Here is a 16,367-nt window from a genome sequence, read left to right on the forward strand (position 1 = left end):
GGGAGCCGGGAACCTGAGTTCGTTGCGGTCGATCTTCGCGGCCAGCGCCGTCAGCGGATCGACGCCGAGCACCTCGCACAGTTGCAGCAGATAGGCGAGGACGTCGGCGACCTCGTCCGTCACCCGGTGCGCGGTGTCCGGGTCGTCCATCACGCGCGCGGACTCCTCCGGCGTCAACCACTGGAAGATCTCGACCAGTTCGGACGCCTCCACGCTGAGCGCCGAGACGAGGTTCTTGGGGGTGTGGAAGGGCTGCCAGTTCCGCGCCGCCGCGAACTCGGCCAGTCTGCGCTGCAGCTTCGCCACATCGAGGTGTTGTTCTGTCACGGCCCCAGGTGTACCACCGTCACCCCGTCGGTCCGGGCGGCCCGGGTCGCGTCGCTGACCGCGCCGACGCAGCGGATGTGTCCGCGCTCGGCCATCCGCACGGCCAGCCGCAGCAGTTCGGCGCCCTGCCGTGCGTCGAGGCCGCGGTCGAGGCCGTCGGCGAGCAGGGTGAGGGTCTGCATCGCGGCCGGCACCTCGCCGGCCGGGTCCACGTCGAGGACGCCCGGCCCGGTGAGCAGCACCAGCGCGAGGGCGACATAGCGCAGTTCGCCGTAGCCCAGCCGGGCGAGCTCCGTCCGGGCGCCGTCGGCGCGGTCGAGCACCGCCCGGACCGTGCCGTCGTCGAGCGGTTCGGCGCGCAGGTCCACGACCGGTGCGGTGGACCCGGCGGACAGCGCGGCGACCAGTTGCGCATGGCGCCGGCCGCACTCCTGACGGGTACGCCACAGGACGTCGGCGAGGTTGTCGCATCCGGTGAGCAGCCGACCGGTGCCGGTGGGCACGGGGGCGCCCATCCAGTCGGGCTGGGGGTCGCAGGCGAACACCGACCGCAGCGCGACCACCATCTGCTCGGCGGCCGCCAGCACCTGTCGCTGCCCGTCGGTCTTGCCGGCCACGCGCAGCGGCAGCAACGCGGTGCCGAGCCGGTCGTCGGGCAGCGGGGCGCGCGTCACCGGTGCGGCGCCGCCGGTGTGCCAGGCGGCCTGCACCGTGCGGCGCCCGGGGTCGCGCAGGGCTGTCTCCAGCAGGACGACGCCTCCCGCGCTCAACCGCTCCCCCACGATGCGCAGTTCGGGTTCGGCCTGCACGGCGACGTCCAGCCGGACCGGGCCGCCGGGTCCGTCGGCCGTGCATCCGATGCGAAATCCCCGGCGGTGCTGGGCGTCGGGCCGCGCGCCCTGCGGCACGCACGCGACCGGATCGGGGAACACCTCGCCCAGCAGGGCTCCGCCGCCCAGCCGCGCCAGCGCCTCGTAGGCCCGCAGCGCACTGCTCTTGCCGCTGCCGCTGGCCCCGGCGAACAGCGTGACGGGGCCCAGGGAGAAGCGGGCCCGGCGGTGCCCCGCGAACGCCGACAGCCGCAACTCGGTGACGCACGGCCGCACATACCGCACGGGGGCAGGGGTCGCGCGAGGGCTCTCGCGGGCGGAGGACCGCTCCTGTGCCGTGGCCGGCGTCTGCGCGGGCACCGTCGGCGGGCCTCCCCCGGACGCCGAGGACGGAAGGGGGCGGATCGGAGGAACGCAGTGGACCGACGTGACGGTGTCGGCCGGCGGGACGGTGTCGGCCGACGGGACACAGTCGGCCGACGGGACACAGTCGGCCGACGGGGTTGCCGAAGGGAGGGCGTCAGGTGGCGACGCCTGGGCGGTCGTCGGGTCAGGGGGGTCCGTCGGCGCGGCGGGCGCGGCCTCCGGGTGCGGTGCGGAGCCGGACGTCACCCGCGGGTCGGCTCCGCACGAGGCGCATGGCGCCTGCGCAGCGGAAGACGGTGGCGAGGACGAGGGTGCGGCAGAGGTCTGCGGGGGCGGCTTGGCAGAGAACCGTGGTGAGGGCGACGAGGAGGACTGGGGCGAGGGTGCGGAGGAGGTCGGCGGGGACGGCGGGGACGGCGGGGAAGTGGACTGCGGGGAGGGCATATGCGGACGGTAGGTCTCCGCTGCCGGGCGAACCGTTCCGCCCGGGCAAGCTTCCTACGATCGGGCGACCGTGAGGGCCGCGCCGGGTCTCCGCGCCCTGTTCGCGCGGCTGCGCGGCCGCGCAGCCGCCCGCCGGTGCGGAACATCGCGCACCGGCGGACGGCTGCTCGCGCGGTCGCCCGTCCGCGTCTCAGATGCCGGGCGCCCCCGCCCCCTCCATGAGGCCGCTCACCTCGGTGCCCGGCGGGGTGAGGAGGAAGACGTTGCGGTCGACCCGATGCATTCCGCTGGCCAGTCCGAAGACGACCCCGGTGGAGAAGTCCAGGACCCGCTTGGCGGTGTCCGTCTCCGCGCCCGTCAGGTCGAGCAGCACCGGTATGCCCGCCATGAGCGTCTCGGCGACCTCGCGGGCGTCCGCGAAGACGTTGACGCGCAACACGACGAAGCGGCGCCTGGTCTCCGTCTCGGCGTCCGGGAGCGAGCGATGGTCCACCGCCGACGGCCATGCGTCCCGGCCGCGCAACGGAACGACTTGAGCGAGCCCTTCCCACTGTTCATCGGTGACGTCGTAACGGTTCACCGGTACCCCCCGAACTGACTCGCCTTCAATGCATGCACCAGTCAATTCTTACGCCAAGTAACCCGTTCGGCCCAACAGCGACACGATCCGCCACCGGCCTGGGTGCAGAGCGGCCGCTGCTCACCCTGGGCACACCGGAACTTCCTCCTCCGAGCGCACCGCGTTCACCAGCCCTTATTACGGTACGGAACCGTGTATGCGGCAGAGACAGCGCCCGTGACAACGGACCGGAAGCCGATGGCGTCGACGGCCGCCGACGGCGAGGGGCCGCCCGAACAGTGGCACCGCGTCCTGACGCTGCTGGCCGCCGTCAGCCTCTTCATCGGCACCCGCACGATCTGGTCGCAGGCGGCCGGCCACCGGCTGCCGGTGGCCGTGGCCATTTCGCTCTGCTACGTCTCGATCCTGGTCTGCGCGGTGCTCGCCCTGGTGGTCCGGCGCGGCCGCTCGCTCGCCCGGGTCGACCTGTGCGTGCTGCTCACCGGCGTGACGCTGGTGCTCTGCGCGTGGGCGATGAACCACGGGGGCGGCGACGAGGCGGTCCTCACCACCCAGGCCGCCCGGGCGCTGGTCGACGGCGACCAGATCTACGGCCGGCCCTGGCCCTGGCTCTTCGGCCACGGCATCACGCTCACCCCCACCGCGGACGGCGGCTACGACTACACGTACGGCTACCCCCCGCTGGGTCCGCTGCTGACCGCGCCGCTGCTGTGGATCGGGCACGGCGGGGCCCCGGCGACCGCGATGGCGACGGGTGCGCTGATCGTCGGCGCGGCAGTGCTGTGGCGCATGCTGCCGACGCCGTGGCGGCCGGCGGCGACCATGGTGTGCCTCGGCTTCTCGTTCCTGCCGATGTACGGACGGCAGGGCTACCCGGCGATCCTGGCGCTGGCGCTGCTGATGCCGGTGGCGGTGCGCTGGCCGCGGATCGGGCGGGGCGGACGGCTCGGCGGGGCCGGGCTCGCGCGGGCCGCCTGTCTCGGCGCGGCGTGCGCGGCGCAGCAACTGCCGTGGTTCGTCACACCGTTCCTGCTGGCCGGTCTCTACGCGGTGCGCCGCGGCGAACTCGGCGGGCGAGCCGCGGCGGGCGTGCTGCTGCGGTTCGCAGGGGCCGCCGTCGCCGTATGGCTGCTGATCGACGTGTACTTCGTCGTGCACGAGCCCCGGACCTGGCTCGGCGGGATCGTGCTGCCGTTCACGCAGGGCGCGGTGATCCACGGCCAGGGCCTGGTGGACGTCTCGCTGTATCTCACGGACGGCAGCGACCGGCTCGACTGGTACAGCCGTGCGAGCATGCTGCTCGCGGCGGCGCTGCTGACCCTGTTCGTGCTGTTCGTGCGGCGGCTCGGTCCGGCGGCGACGGTGCTGCCCTGGTGCGCCTTCTTCGTGGCGACCCGTTCCCAGGACGGCTACTACCTGATGATGACGCCGCTGTGGGCGGCGGCCGCGGTCACCGCTCCGCTGTCGGAGTTCGCCGGCGCCTGGCAGCCTCGTCCGCACCGGTCGGCCGGAGGGCGCGGGCGCCCGGCCCGGATCGCCGCGGTGGTGCTCGTGCTGGTCCCGCCCCTGGCGTGTGCCGTGACGGCGGCGACGGGGGCGCCCCCGCTGGACATGCGAGTCACTTCGGTCGGACGGTCCTCGCCGACTGCCTTGACGTCATTGGCCCTTCGGGTGGAGAACACCGGCGACAGCGCGCTCGCACCCCATTTCATGCTCACCACGGGCCAGGGCACGGGCCTCTACTGGACGATCACGAAGGGGCCCCGTTCCCTGCCCGCCCACGCCACGGCAGCCTACGAACTCCGGCCGTCCGAGGGGGAGTTCCGCCTCCCGCGCCCCAACGTGCGGATCCGGCTGCGAGCCTTCACCGCGACGCCCCGGACGTTGTCGAGCACGGATGTGGGAACAGCTCTGCGAGGAAAGGCGCGTTGATGGAGCGTCAGGCCGCCGTGCGGGTGAAGCGGAGCGTGGCGGTGACGACGGTCAGGCCGCGCATCATGCCCAGCTGATTCCAGCCGATGCCGAACTCGGCGCGGTCGACGCTGAATTCGGCGTCCAAGGTGACCGCGTCGGCGTCCGCCTGGGTCAGCCGCGCGATGAAGGACTCGGGCCGGCTGATGCCGCGCACGGTCAGCTGGCCGGAGACCTGCACCGTCGCGTCGGCGCCGAGTTCGGCGGTGCGCACCACGAAGGTGATCTCGGGGTGGTTGTCGACGTCGAAGAAGTCGGCGCCGCGCAGGTGCGCGTCGCGCTTGGGGTTCTTCGTGTCGAGGGAGGCCACGTCGATGGTCAGGGCGCCGGTGGCGGATCCGTCCGGACCGACCTCGCCGCCGCCGGTGACGGCGGTGAAAACGCCCTTGACGGTGACGAGGTTCCACATCGTCTTCTGCTTCAGGGCGACGGTGGACGCACCCGCGTCGAGTTTCCACAGTCCGGTCTGCACGGCGACGGTCATGACCGTCCTCCTTGGTGGTCCAAATTTGGATGATGCTGTCACGACCACGCTATCGGGTTATCCAATTCTGAACAACCAGGTCATGCAAATTTGGACAGCGGATACACTCGAAGCTATGGCAGACCCCGCTGACACCCCCGCCGACCTGCCGTCCTGTCCTTCCGAACAGGGCGCCGGCACCGGCCTGCTGCCCCCCGAGCTGCGTGGCTGGATGCTGCTGCTCGCCGCGACGGGGGCGGTGGAACAGCGGCTGCGCTCCGTGGTCAAGGAGCGTCTGGACGTCTCGCACGACGAGTTCCTGGTGCTGTGCCTGCTCGCCGAACTCCCCCGCGAGGGTCTGCGCATGACACGCGTCGCGGAACTCCTGGGCCGCCCCAAGACCCGTCTGACCTATCAGGTCGCCTGCCTCCAGCACGCCGGGCTCGTCACCCGTAAGACCGTCTGCGGCGACAAGCGCGGCGTCGAGATCGCCCTCACCGACAAGGCGCGCCAACTGCTGCGGGAGGCCTCCGCCGCGCTCTCCGAGACGGTCACCGAGGCGCTGGCCCACGTCATGGGACCCGAGCAGTGCGCCGCCCTGATCGGACTGCTGCCGGAAACGTCGGCGAAGCCACCGATGGAGCCACAGGGACAGCCGGAGCCGGATTCGGAGCCGGTGGATTCGGATCCGGATTCGGATCCGGAGCCGGAGCCGGAGCCGGAGCCGGAGCCGGAGCCGGAGCCGTGTACCGGGCGGGCGCCAGGGCAGGAGCACGAGGCCGGGACGGGGGCGATGTCGGAGTCGGAGTCGGAGTCGGAGTTGACGCCTGGGGCGGAACCCTCGGTCGTCGCGTAGAGCGGCAGGACGCGAGCGCCCCTCCGGCCGGCTCAGCCGCCGGGACGGTCCGTGCCCGCCTCGGTCGGGGTCTCGGCGGTCGCGGTCGCCGTCCGTACGACGTCGTCCACGACGGCCCGGGCGCTCCCCTCCGGCACACCGGCCGCGACGAGCGTGGCGACGGCGGTACGCGTCCCGTCGTCCTCCAGCGCGCCTCTGTTGACCTCTTCCAGGAGCGCGATGTGCAACCCCTCAAGAGCGGCGCTCAGCACGGCGGCCGGCAGATGCGTGGGGAAGACGCCGTCCCGCTGCCCGCGCGCCAGGATCGCCGTGACCTCGTCGCGGGCCGGGGCGAGGACCCCCGCCACCCGCTCGACGCCGAGGTCGCGCTGGGCCAGTGAGAGGAGCAGCCGGTAGCGGTCGCCGACCGGCCAGATCGCGCACACGAAGTGCGCGAGCGCCCGCTCGGCCGGCTCGTCGGGCCGTACCGCGACCTCCAGCACCCCTCGCAGCGCCTCGGACGCCTCCTCGGCGAGCGCTTCCAGCAGTGCGGCGCGGCCCGGGAAGTGGCCGAAGAGCGTGCGCCGTACGACACCGGAGGCCCGGGCGATCTCCTCCAGCGTGACGTCCGGATTCCGGCCGAGCTCCTGTCGGGCCGTGGCCAGGATGCGAGCCCGGTTGGACCGCGAATTGCGCCGCTGCGGCTCGCGGGCCACGGAGTGGGACACGGGAAACCTCGGTGGTTCGGTACGGACGAACGGGGGGCCATTCTGGCGGAAGGCCGCCCCGACAGCGAGCCGGGGACGGGAAGGGCCGCTGACCGGAGTCTCCGGGTGCGCCGACACCCGAGGCTCGCCTCACCCTCGATGTCCGGTACGCAATGAAGGGGGGAGGGGTGCAGGGGTGGAGGGGGCCTGTCGGGCAGACCGGCCTCGAGGGGCCTGTCAGGCGCCCCGCACGGTCGAGGGGCCCCGGTGTCGTGCTGACACCAGGGCCCCGAAGGAGCTGCTACACCATCTGCCGGCCCTACTGCTGCGCCGGCCTTCTCTGTCCGCTGACCCGACCGAGACGCTGTCGGGGGCGCGGGGATCGCGGTTGCTTGACCGGAGACCACCTCACTGTCGATGTCCTGCGGTACCCGGGTTCAAGGCTTCCGCCCGGGCGATCCTGATGGCGCTGACGTCCTCCGCTCTTCCCTCTGAACCGATCACTTACCAAGCGGGCGGTGCGTGCTGCTGCGTCCTGCCGCACTGCCGGTACTTCCGACGACCGGTGGCCTCACCGAGCGCCACCTTCGGCAGCCAGCCCCGTCGCCCGTCCTGCGTCTGCTCTGGCTTGGAACCCCACTGCCGAACCTCCCGGTGCGCGCGTCCGCAGCCGACGCCTTCACCGAGGTGCTGCTCACTTGCGTTGCTGCTGGGTACTGCCCTTGCGGTACTGCTCCCGGCGGCCCCTGATCACTGCGGGCCACCCGGTGCGGTCGTCAGTCCCGTCGCCGTCCTGCGAGAACCCTGGCTTCGACACTCCACCACCGCACCGTCCTGCGAACTGCCTACTACGCGTACTGCTTTGTACTGCACGTACTGCTCCCGGCAGTTCGTTTCTGCCGGGCCCTGCTCGATCTCGTCGATCTCGGCTACGAGTGAAACCATAACCACCCGCCTGCACAATGTCTACTCCGACGGGTACAGATTTCTGCGCGCTGGAACATGAGGTAACCCATCGCGATCAGCTCACGGGTGATCGCACTGCTCACGGCGTCCGGGCCCGGCCCGGCGGCACGGCGAGGGGCCGTCCGGCCCGGCAACGCCCTACTGCCCAACCAGCCGGACGGCCGGTGAATACAATCTGTCTCGTGTCGAAGCCTGACGAACTGCTGGTCGCCGTCGCCGCCCTGGTGGAGTCCGAGCAGAGCAACCAGATGTCCCTGACCGTGGTCACCGGTGGCGCTGTCATCACCGGTCGCTTGGCCCCCGAGGCGGTGTGGAGACAGCGGGTGTCGGAGGTGCTGACGGATTCGGACCGCCTGGGCGAGTTCTCCGCCGTCTTCGCCCCACCCGGGCCGGAGGGGCCGCCTACGCATCTGCACTTCCACGTCGCCCGGATCCTCCAGGGCACGGTGGGGATCCCTGAGACGGGGGGCATGTACCGCGTCGCCATCGAGGACGTCAGCGCCTGGACCGTCGGCGACTTCAGCTACTCCGACCGCTGAGCCGACGCCGGCCGCTGAGCCGACGCGACCGCCGAGCCGACGTCGGCCGCTGAGCCGACGCCCGCCCGGCACCGCCCCTGCGCCCCCGTCCCGGCCGCCGGGCGGTGCCGGCCGGGACGGGGGCGCCGTTCGACGCGGTGCGGGTCCGACGGGGGCGCAGGTCGGACCCGCACCGGAGTCGGGGAGGCCGAGGGCCGGGTCGGTGTACGCCAGGACGGGGCGCGCCGCTCCCGGACCCCTCCGACCGAGCAGAACGGTGCGCGAGTGTCACCGCGTTCGTTGCCACCGTTCACCGGCCGGGACGACCGATGAAGACGATCTTGGAATTCGCGTGCGGCGGGGCGACGCGCGCAGGGTCATGGAATATGACGCATACATATCCGGGCAGCACCCGGCAAGGAAATAGCCGTTGATCCCGCGGGGTAAAGCCCTGAGGCGGGCCACGTTTTCAGGACTTTCGGCCAGGCCGCACGACATCGCCAAGTCAGCTCGCACCCCCGGCCGCACGGGTCGGTCGGCCACCCCGCCCGGCGCCCCCGGGAGTGCGTCCCGATGGGCGTGCGGCGGGTGATTATCCTCGAACTGAGGCCCATAGAAGGCGACTTGAGAGGCCCTGTGCAGAGCGGTGATCACTGCGGCACGGAGGCGGCGCCCAGGGGCCGGACGGGCTGGTGGAGCGGGTGGTGGCAGCGGGGCGTCCGCGGCTGGTCACCGGCCGATTGATCAAGAATCAAAGCTTAAGCACAAATTACACACATCCTCTCTTCATACCGGCTTCGATGGTCTAGATTGACCTTGCTTCAGCCGTTCGGACATGAGGCAACCCGTAATGATCAATAGGTCCGGCACCGGAGAAAGCCTGTAGTCGCGTTCCCGGCGCCAGACGTAGGGGGAATCAATTCACGGAACCCGAGAGGGCCTTGAGTGCGGGGAGCACCCGAGGTCCCGAAGGGTTTCCGCGCACCTCGAGACTCCGGCGGAACAGGCGTGTGCGCTGCCGTCGGAGCGGGTTGCTCGAGTGGCTCTGCAATAGCCGGTAGCCGGCATGTCGTGCGCGGGAGGCGGGGGCCTCCCGAGAGGAGGAGCAGCGCGGCGCGGGAGGCGGGGGCCTCCCGGGGGGAGCGACAGTGCGGGAGGCGGGGACCTCCCGAGGGGAGGCACAGTGCGGGAGGCGGGGGCCTCCCGGGCGGCGAGCACGTCGAATCACTGGGAACCTGGGGGGTTTCTGTGCGGCAAGGGGAATTGGTCAGCCCGTTTCCGTCTCCGCCGGCGCGCGGGCGTCTGGCGAACGGAGCGGTCAGCCGGCCCGCGAGCGACTGGGAGCAGCGGTACCGCCGTACCGTGATCACCAGCGACACCGTGGCCACCGCCTTCGTGGTGGCGGGGATCGGCAACTTCTTCGGGGCCCGGGACGCGGCCAACTGGCACGAGAAGTGGGGCATTCTCGCGTTCGGCACCGAGCTGCTGGTGCTGGGGGCGCTCGCGGTGAGCCGGGCCTGGGTTCCGGCCGTGCTCGGCCAGGGCGCCGAGGAGTTCCGCCGGCTCGGACGCTCGCTGTTCGCGGCGACCGTCGCCCTGGCGCTCGGCGGGATCGCCCTCACCTCGCGCAACATCAAGCTCTGGATCTTCGTCGCGATCCCGGCGATCGCGCTGGTCACCATGACCGCGCGATACGTGCTGCGGCTGGGGCTGCACAAACAGCGCAAGGACGGACGGTGTCTGCGACCGGTGCTCGCCGCCGGGAGCCCGGACACCGTCCGCGATCTGATCGCGCGGACCCGCAAGTTCCCGCATCTCGGCTGGCGGGTGGACGCGGTGTGCACGACGGACGGCACCGTGCTCGACGGTGACCTGCTGGACGGAGTGCCGGTCGTCGGCCGGCTGGCGGACGTCGCCAAGCACGTCCACGCCGACGGCTACCGCGTCGTCGCGGTCACGCCGGACCCGCACTGGTCGCCGGGCCGGCTGCAGCGGCTGGCCTGGAACCTCGAGGGCAGCGACGCCGAGATGGTCGTGGCTCCGGTGCTGATGGAGGTGGCCGGCCCGCGGCTGCACATCGACGCGGTGCTGGGGATCCCGCTGCTGCGGGTCAGCATGCCGACCTTCACCGGGGGCCGCCGGGCGGTCAAAGGGGTCGTCGACCGGATGGGCGCGGCGATCCTGCTGGTGCTGTTCGCGCCGCTGATGGTGTGCGTCGGCCTGCTCGTGCTGATGGACAGCCGGGGCGGGGTGTTCTACCGCCAGCGAAGAGTCGGCAAGGACGGCGGCGAGTTCACCATTCTCAAGTTCCGCACCATGGTCGCCGACGCCGACCGGGCGCGTGCCCAGCTGGCCGGCCTCAACGAGGGCGCCGGCCCTCTGTTCAAGCTGCGCCGGGATCCACGGGTGACCCGGGTGGGCGCGGTGCTGCGCCGGTACTCGATCGACGAGCTGCCACAGCTGTTCAACGTGCTCAGCGGATCGATGTCGCTCGTCGGTCCGCGGCCCCCGCTGCCGGAGGAGTCCGCCGCCTACGGCCCGGACATCCGGCGGCGGTTGCTGGTCAAGCCCGGACTCACCGGTCTGTGGCAGATCAGCGGACGCAGCGACCTGTCGTGGGAGGAGGCGGTCCGGCTGGACCTGCGGTACGTGGAGGACTGGTCGCTCGCCCTGGACACGGTGATCTTGTGGAAGACGCTGCGTGCGGTGCTCTACGGGCAGGGGGCCTACTGATGGGCGGGGTGCCGCAACTCAACGGTTTCGCCGGTGCGCGGACCGCAGACCCGAGCGGGTCTGCCTGGGGGAGGAACGGGTCATGAGAGTCAGCGTTTTCGGGCTCGGCTACGTGGGCTGCGTGTCGGCCGCGTGCCTGGCCGGCATGGGGCACGAGGTCGTCGGCGTCGACGTGAACCAGGTGAAGGTCGACCTGGTCAACGACGGCAAGGCGCCGGTCGTCGAGGAGCGGATCGGCGAGCTCATCGCCGAGGTCGTGCGGACGGGAGCGCTGCGCGCCACCGCCGACGTCCGCGAGGCGGTCATGGACAGTGACATCTCGCTGGTCTGTGTGGGCACGCCGTCGGAGCCCAACGGCAGTCTGTGCACGACGTACTTGGAGCGGGTCACCGAGCAGATCGGGGCCGCGCTGGCCGAACGGGCCGCGCTCGCCGAGGAGGCCGCGCTCGCCGAGGGGGCCCGGCAACGGGGCCGGCACACCGTCGTGTTCCGCAGCACCATGCTCCCCGGCACGTGTCTGAACCTGCTGGTGCCGATCCTGGAGAAGTTCGTCGGCGGCACGGCCGGGGTGGACGTCGGGGTCGCGGTCAACCCGGAGTTCCTGCGCGAGGGCACGAGCGTGCGGGACTTCTTCGACCCGCCCAAGACCGTCGTCGGCGAGCTCGACCCGGCGAGCGGCGACGCGGTGCTGGCGCTGTACGAGGGCGTGCCCGGCGAGGTGTTCCGGGTGCCGGTCCCGACGGCAGAGGCGATCAAGTACGCGGACAACGCGTTCCACGGCCTCAAGATCGGTTTCGCCAACGAGCTGGGCGCGGTGTGCCAGGCGCTCGGGGTGGACTCGCACCAGGTGATGGACGTGTTCCTGGCCGACCGCAAGCTGAACATCAGCCCCGCCTATCTGCGGCCCGGCTTCGCCTTCGGCGGCTCCTGCCTGCCCAAGGACCTGCGCAGCCTGGTCCACGCGGCGCAGCGGGCCGACGTCTCGGTGCCGATCCTGTCCCATGTGCTGCCCTCCAACTCCGACCATCTGCAGCGCGCGGTGGAGCTGGTCGAGCGCACCGGGAAGCGCCGGGCGGGCCTGTTCGGGCTGTCCTTCAAGCCCGGCACCGACGACCTGCGCGAGAGCCCGCTCGTCGAGCTGGCGGAGCGGCTCTTCGGCAAGGGGTACGACCTGAAGATCTACGACGCGAACGTGAGCCTGTCCCGGCTGCTCGGGGCGAACCGGGAGTACATCGAGAACCGGCTGCCGCACCTCGCGCAGCTGCTCGCGGACTCCGTCGAGGAGGTCCTCGACCACGCCGAGGTGTGCCTGGTGGGGACCAGGGATCCGGCCGTGCTGGCGGCGCTGCCCCATGGCGAAGCCCCGGTGATCATCGACCTCGTCCACCTTCCCGACGCCGACGCGCGCCGGGCCGAACCGGGGTATGTGGGCCTTGCCTGGTGACGCGGGAAGCGGCGGCCGGCCGGACCGGCGCGCCCTGATCCTGGTGGAGAACCTGTCGGTGCCGTTCGACCGGCGCGTGTGGCAGGAGTGCACGACGCTGCGCGACGCGGGCTGGACGGTGCACGTCATCTGTCCGCAGGGGAGCAAGCGGGACACGGAGCCGGAGGCGGAGGTCGACGGGGTGCGGATCCACCGTTACCCGTTGCGCGCGGCCACCGGAGGGCCGGCCGGCTATCTGCGGGAGTACGGAACGGCGTTGTGGCACACGCTCCGGCTGGCCCGCAAGGTCGGCCCGGTCGACGTGGTCCACGCCTGCAACCCGCCCGACCTGCTGTTCCTGCCGGCGCTGTGGCTGAAGCGGCGCGGCGCGCGGTTCGTCTTCGACCAGCACGACCTGGTTCCCGAGCTGTATCTGTCCCGGTTCGGCCGCGGCGAGGACCTGCTCTACCGCGCGGTGTGCGCGCTGGAGCGGCGGACCTACCGGGCCGCGGACATCGTGCTCGCCACCAACGAGAGCTACCGGGACGTCGCGGTGCGCCGTGGCGGCCGGCGGCCGGCGGACGTGTTCGTGGTGCGCAGCGCGCCCGACGTCGACCGGTTCCACCCCGTGCCGCCCGAGCCGGAGTTGAAGCGCGGCAAGCCCTATCTGCTGTGCTATCTCGGCGTCATGGGTCCGCAGGACGGGGTCGACTACGCCCTGCGGTCCCTCGCGAAGCTGCGCGACGAGCTCGGGCGGACCGACTGGCACGCGGTGTTCGTCGGCGCCGGCGACACCTTCGAAGCGATGGTGGAGCTCTCGCGGCGGCTCGGGCTCACGGAGCAGGTGGAGTTCACGGGGCGCATTCCGGACGCCGACCTGGTGCGCTACCTGTCCACCGCGGACGTGTGCCTCTCCCCCGACCCGCACAACCCGCTCAACGACGTGTCGACCATGAACAAGGTCCTGGAGTACATGGTGATGGGCCGGCCCATCGTCTCGTTCGACCTGCGGGAGGCGCGGGTCTCCGCGGGCGACGCCGCCGTCTACGCGCCCGCCAACGACGAGAGCGCGTTCGCCGGGCTCGTCGCCGCGCTGATGGACGATCCGCAGGAGCGGGACCGGATGGGCAGGATCGGCCAGGAGCGGATCAGCGGGCCGCTCTCCTGGCGGAACTCCCAGCGGGCGCTGCTCGCCGCGTACGCCGCTGCCGGCCGTGACCGGTCCGCGGTGACCGCGCGCGACCCGGACCGGGCAGGGGAAGGCCGCACCGTTGAGCGATGACACGATACGCCTGGTCACCATCGGGCGGATCATCCGTCGGCGTTGGCGGGTGCTCGCCCTGTACGCCCTGGTGGGCGCGCTCGTCGGGTACGGCGCTTCCGTGCTGTTCCCCCCGCGCTACACGACCTCGTCGTCGGTGCTGCTGCCGGGGACGTGGGAGGAGCGCGAGCTGCTGACCCAGACGGAGGTGGCGACCAGTTCGGTGGTGGTCGACCGCGCGGCCGCCACGCTCGGCTGGCCCGGGGTGAGCGGCAGCGACCTGCGCGATCGCGTCAGCGCCAAGGCCACCGACGGGAACATCATCAAGATCTCCGGCACGGCGGAGACGCCGGAGCGTGCGCAGCGGCTCTCCGACCAGGTGGCCAAGGACTTCGTCTCCTACGCCACGCGGATCGCGAGCGAGAGCGCCAGCCCGGAGGCGGCGCAGGAGCTCGCCGCGCTGCAGCAGTCGGTGGAGGACACCAGCCGCCGCATCAGCAAGCTGTCCGCCGCGACCGATCCGGGAAACACCGTCGAGAGCGTGCAGACCCGCACCGAGCTGGAGAAGCTGCGCACCGCGCTGCGGGAGGCCATCAGCACCATCAAGCAGGCCGATCCGACGGGCGACGAGGCGAAGAACATGGTCGTCATGGGGTCGGCGGCCCGGCCGACCGGCGAGGCGCCGCCGACGAGGACGCAGCTCATCGCCGGCGGAGCGCTGCTGTTCCTCCTGTGCGCGGTCATCGGACATCTCACCGCCGCGCGGATGAGCCGGCGGCTGCGCGGCGAATCCGAGATCACCGCGGCGCTCGGCTCGGCCCTGCTGGGGACCGTCGACGTACCCGTTCGGCGGCCCACGCACCGGTCGGAGGGCCGTGGCCCGAGGGCTTGGGTCCGCCGGCTGCTGGGCCTCGACGTGCGATGGGACATCCCGGCCCCGCAGTCCTCCGGCGACGAGGCCAGCAGGCGGATCCGTTACCGGCGGGTGTGCGCCCGTCTCCGGGACCGGCGGCCGGGCCCGCAGCGGCTGCTGGTCGTCTTCCCCGAGGGGGACGAGACCGCCCGCCGGGCCGCCGGGCACCTCGTCGTCGAGGCCGGGAGCGATCCGGCGCTGCGCGCGGTCGCGGTGGCGGTGTCCCGGCCGATGGTGCCGGACCGCGACCACCACGAGTCCGGCGCGCTGGTCGTGGTCAGCGCCGGCGCCTGGACGGCGGCGGAGCTCGCGGGCATCGCCGAGGCGTGTGCGGACGCCAAGCACGCGGTCGTCGGCGTCGTCCTCGCCGGTCCGGTCCGTGCGACGCGGTCGGCCGACGACCCGCCGCGGGCCGCCGTGCCGGCGCTCGTGGGCTTCGACGGCGAACGGGACGACGCGACGGGGGTCACAGGGTGACGACGAGTACGACCGCGGAGCCATCGGCCGCCGCTCCGCTGCTGGATCTCCAGGCTCTGGTGGCGGCGGTGCGCAGACGGCGCCGCCTCTGGTCGTCCCTCGCGCTGCTGGGGCTGCTCGCCGGCGCGGCGGTGGCGTTCCTGCTGCCGCAGCCGCCGACCGCGGTGACCAAGATTCTCGTCGCGCACGAGGAGGACCAGCCGAACGACCCCGGCACGCTGATCCGCACCGACGTCGCACTGCTGCAGACGACACGGATCGCCGAGAAGGCCCTGACGTCCCTCGGGTCCCGGGAAAAGGCCGAGGACTTCATGCGGCACTACAGCGGCAGCGGTCTGACCAACAACATGCTGCAGATCACCGTGACCGGGGACAGCGACGCGGAAGCGGTGAGCCGGGCCAGGGCGTTGGCCGACGCGTTCGTCGCCGACCATGTGAAGCGGATACAGGAGTCCTCGAAGGCCGAGGCCAAGGCCCTGCTCGACCAGCGTGACCAGCTGAAGGGCCAACTGGCCCAGGTCAACAAGGCGATCGGGGACGGCAGCGCGGCGAGCGGGCCGGACTCGTCGGCGGATCTGGAGTCCCTCTACGCCCGCCGGGCCGAACTCACCTCGCAGATCACCGACTTCAGCCAGCGCGCCGCGGAGGCGAGCATCGGCACGCCCCGGCTCGTGGCCGGCACGCAGATCGTGGACGCCCCGTACGCGGTGCGCGGTTCCCTGCCGAAGGCCGCTGCCACCGACGCGGCGATCGGGCTCTTCCTGGGGCTCTTCCTGGGGCTCGCGGCGGCCGCGGTCGGCGCGGTGGTGGCGGACCGTCCGGTGCTGCGCCGGGAGATCGCCGCGAACCTCGGCGCCTCGGTCATCGCCGAGCTGCCCCACCGGCCGGCCGGGCGATGGCAGCGGCGCCGGGTCCGGGCGGCGCGCGAACGGCTCACCACGTCCCTGGCCCGCACCGTGCGGGGCTCCGTGGGACCGGTGTCGCTGCTGGAACTGGGCTGCGCGCGCAACACGAGCGTGATCGCCATGGACCTCGCCAGGGCGCTGGCCGAGGACGGGCCGGTCGCCGTGGTCGACGCCCTGCCCGGCCGGCAGCTCTCCGGCCGCGGACCGAAGCCGGGAGACCCGGCCGTGGTCACCGGCGAGCGGGCCGCGGCCATGCCGCCGGAGGAGCGCCGGCTGGGCGTCGGCTCGGTGGCGCCCGGCGCGGCGTGGACCGACCTGCAGTACCTCGGCACACGGACCGTGCTCGTCGTGCGGGCCGGGCACGGCAGCGCAGCGTGGCTGCACACCGTGGCACGGCAGCTCGCGGACCAGCGCATCGAGGTGATCGGCGTGGTGCTGATCGACCCCGACCCGCGGGACCGGACGGACGGCACGCTGTGGAACGGGCTGCACACCGCGCTGCGCGGCCATGGCGAGCGGCCGGCCCGGCAGAACGGCGGGGGTGCCTCCCACGCCGTTCAGGCAGTGGGCGAAGGACGGCGGGGGACGGAGCGGCCGCCCATGTGGGCGGCACGGGTCCCGGACAGCGACCAGGAGGCGCGGTAGCAC

At 72.4% G+C, this 16,367-nt stretch carries 12 protein-coding genes and 1 pseudogene; 8 read left to right on the plus strand and 5 right to left on the minus strand.

Annotated features, from left to right (window positions below):
• From Sri02f_RS37310 to Sri02f_RS37325, 3 genes are all read right to left on the minus strand, one after another.
• The coding region (locus Sri02f_RS37310; protein ID WP_109005882.1) for a nucleotide pyrophosphohydrolase at nucleotides 1-327 on the minus strand (327 nt) is incomplete at its 3' end.
• Nucleotides 324-1,442, minus strand: a complete 1,119-nt coding sequence (locus Sri02f_RS37315; protein WP_174855789.1) for an AAA family ATPase — start codon at nucleotides 1,440-1,442, stop codon at nucleotides 324-326. The genes Sri02f_RS37315 and Sri02f_RS37310, both read right to left, overlap by 4 nt.
• A gap of 715 nt (nucleotides 1,443-2,157) precedes the next feature.
• Nucleotides 2,158-2,547 (minus strand): cell division protein SepF, encoded by a 390-nt coding sequence (locus Sri02f_RS37325; RefSeq protein WP_109005755.1) that lies wholly within the window; start codon nucleotides 2,545-2,547, stop codon nucleotides 2,158-2,160.
• Between the two features lie 237 nt (nucleotides 2,548-2,784).
• Here Sri02f_RS37325 and Sri02f_RS37330 point away from each other — a divergent pair, with 237 nt between their 5' ends.
• The gene (locus Sri02f_RS37330) at nucleotides 2,785-4,479 is read left to right on the plus strand and encodes a hypothetical protein (RefSeq protein ID WP_109005756.1); all 1,695 of its coding nucleotides are present in this window, start codon (nucleotides 2,785-2,787) and stop codon (nucleotides 4,477-4,479) included.
• Nucleotides 4,480-4,486: 7 nt separating this feature from the next.
• Here the strand turns inward: Sri02f_RS37330 and Sri02f_RS37335 are convergent, their stop codons facing one another.
• Nucleotides 4,487-5,002, minus strand: coding sequence for a YceI family protein (locus tag Sri02f_RS37335; protein ID WP_109005757.1), 516 nt, complete (start codon nucleotides 5,000-5,002; stop codon nucleotides 4,487-4,489).
• Nucleotides 5,003-5,117: 115 nt separating this feature from the next.
• Between Sri02f_RS37335 and Sri02f_RS37340 the strand changes: the two are divergent.
• Nucleotides 5,118-5,600, plus strand: a pseudogene (locus tag Sri02f_RS37340) (MarR family winged helix-turn-helix transcriptional regulator); the annotation flags it as partial.
• Nucleotides 5,601-5,869: 269 nt separating this feature from the next.
• On the opposite strand, the gene Sri02f_RS37350 reads toward Sri02f_RS37340, so the two are convergent.
• Nucleotides 5,870-6,544 (minus strand): TetR/AcrR family transcriptional regulator, encoded by a 675-nt coding sequence (locus Sri02f_RS37350; RefSeq protein ID WP_167467694.1) that lies wholly within the window; start codon nucleotides 6,542-6,544, stop codon nucleotides 5,870-5,872.
• Nucleotides 6,545-7,671: 1,127 nt separating this feature from the next.
• On the opposite strand from Sri02f_RS37350, the gene Sri02f_RS37355 reads away from it, so the two are divergent.
• From Sri02f_RS37355 to Sri02f_RS37380, 6 genes are all read left to right on the plus strand, one after another.
• Complete coding sequence (locus Sri02f_RS37355) at nucleotides 7,672-8,028, plus strand: hypothetical protein (RefSeq protein WP_109005759.1); 357 nt, start codon at nucleotides 7,672-7,674, stop codon at nucleotides 8,026-8,028.
• Nucleotides 8,029-9,255: 1,227 nt separating this feature from the next.
• Complete coding sequence (locus tag Sri02f_RS37360; RefSeq protein ID WP_109005760.1) at nucleotides 9,256-10,740, plus strand: sugar transferase; 1,485 nt, start codon at nucleotides 9,256-9,258, stop codon at nucleotides 10,738-10,740.
• Nucleotides 10,741-10,822: 82 nt separating this feature from the next.
• A complete protein-coding gene (locus Sri02f_RS37365) occupies nucleotides 10,823-12,184 on the plus strand; it encodes a nucleotide sugar dehydrogenase (RefSeq protein WP_109005761.1) in 1,362 nt (453 codons plus the stop codon).
• The gene (locus Sri02f_RS37370) at nucleotides 12,165-13,445 is read left to right on the plus strand and encodes a glycosyltransferase family 4 protein (RefSeq protein ID WP_109005762.1); all 1,281 of its coding nucleotides are present in this window, start codon (nucleotides 12,165-12,167) and stop codon (nucleotides 13,443-13,445) included. The genes Sri02f_RS37365 and Sri02f_RS37370 overlap by 20 nt, the downstream gene beginning before the upstream one ends.
• The gene (locus Sri02f_RS37375) at nucleotides 13,435-14,814 is read left to right on the plus strand and encodes an acyltransferase (RefSeq protein WP_109005763.1); all 1,380 of its coding nucleotides are present in this window, start codon (nucleotides 13,435-13,437) and stop codon (nucleotides 14,812-14,814) included. Before Sri02f_RS37370 ends, Sri02f_RS37375 begins: the two co-directional genes overlap by 11 nt.
• Nucleotides 14,811-16,364, plus strand: coding sequence for a Wzz/FepE/Etk N-terminal domain-containing protein (locus tag Sri02f_RS37380; protein ID WP_109005764.1), 1,554 nt, complete (start codon nucleotides 14,811-14,813; stop codon nucleotides 16,362-16,364). The genes Sri02f_RS37375 and Sri02f_RS37380 overlap by 4 nt, the downstream gene beginning before the upstream one ends.
• Nucleotides 16,365-16,367 lie beyond the last annotated feature (3 nt).

Origin of the sequence: Streptomyces rishiriensis (assembly GCF_003112535.1) — a bacterium.
Lineage (GTDB): Bacteria > Actinomycetota > Actinomycetes > Streptomycetales > Streptomycetaceae > Streptomyces > Streptomyces rishiriensis.

Bases quoted from the DNA above. Each gene is read 5' to 3' on its own strand.
- Sri02f_RS37365 (WP_109005761.1), top strand. From the start codon at position 10,823: ATGAGAGTCAGCGTTTTCGGGCTCGGCTACGTGGGCTGCGTGTCGGCC.
- Sri02f_RS37335 (WP_109005757.1), bottom strand. From the start codon at position 5,002: ATGACCGTCGCCGTGCAGACCGGACTGTGGAAACTCGACGCGGGTGCG.
- Sri02f_RS37330 (WP_109005756.1), top strand. From the start codon at position 2,785: ATGGCGTCGACGGCCGCCGACGGCGAGGGGCCGCCCGAACAGTGGCAC.
- Sri02f_RS37370 (WP_109005762.1), top strand. From the start codon at position 12,165: ATGTGGGCCTTGCCTGGTGACGCGGGAAGCGGCGGCCGGCCGGACCGG.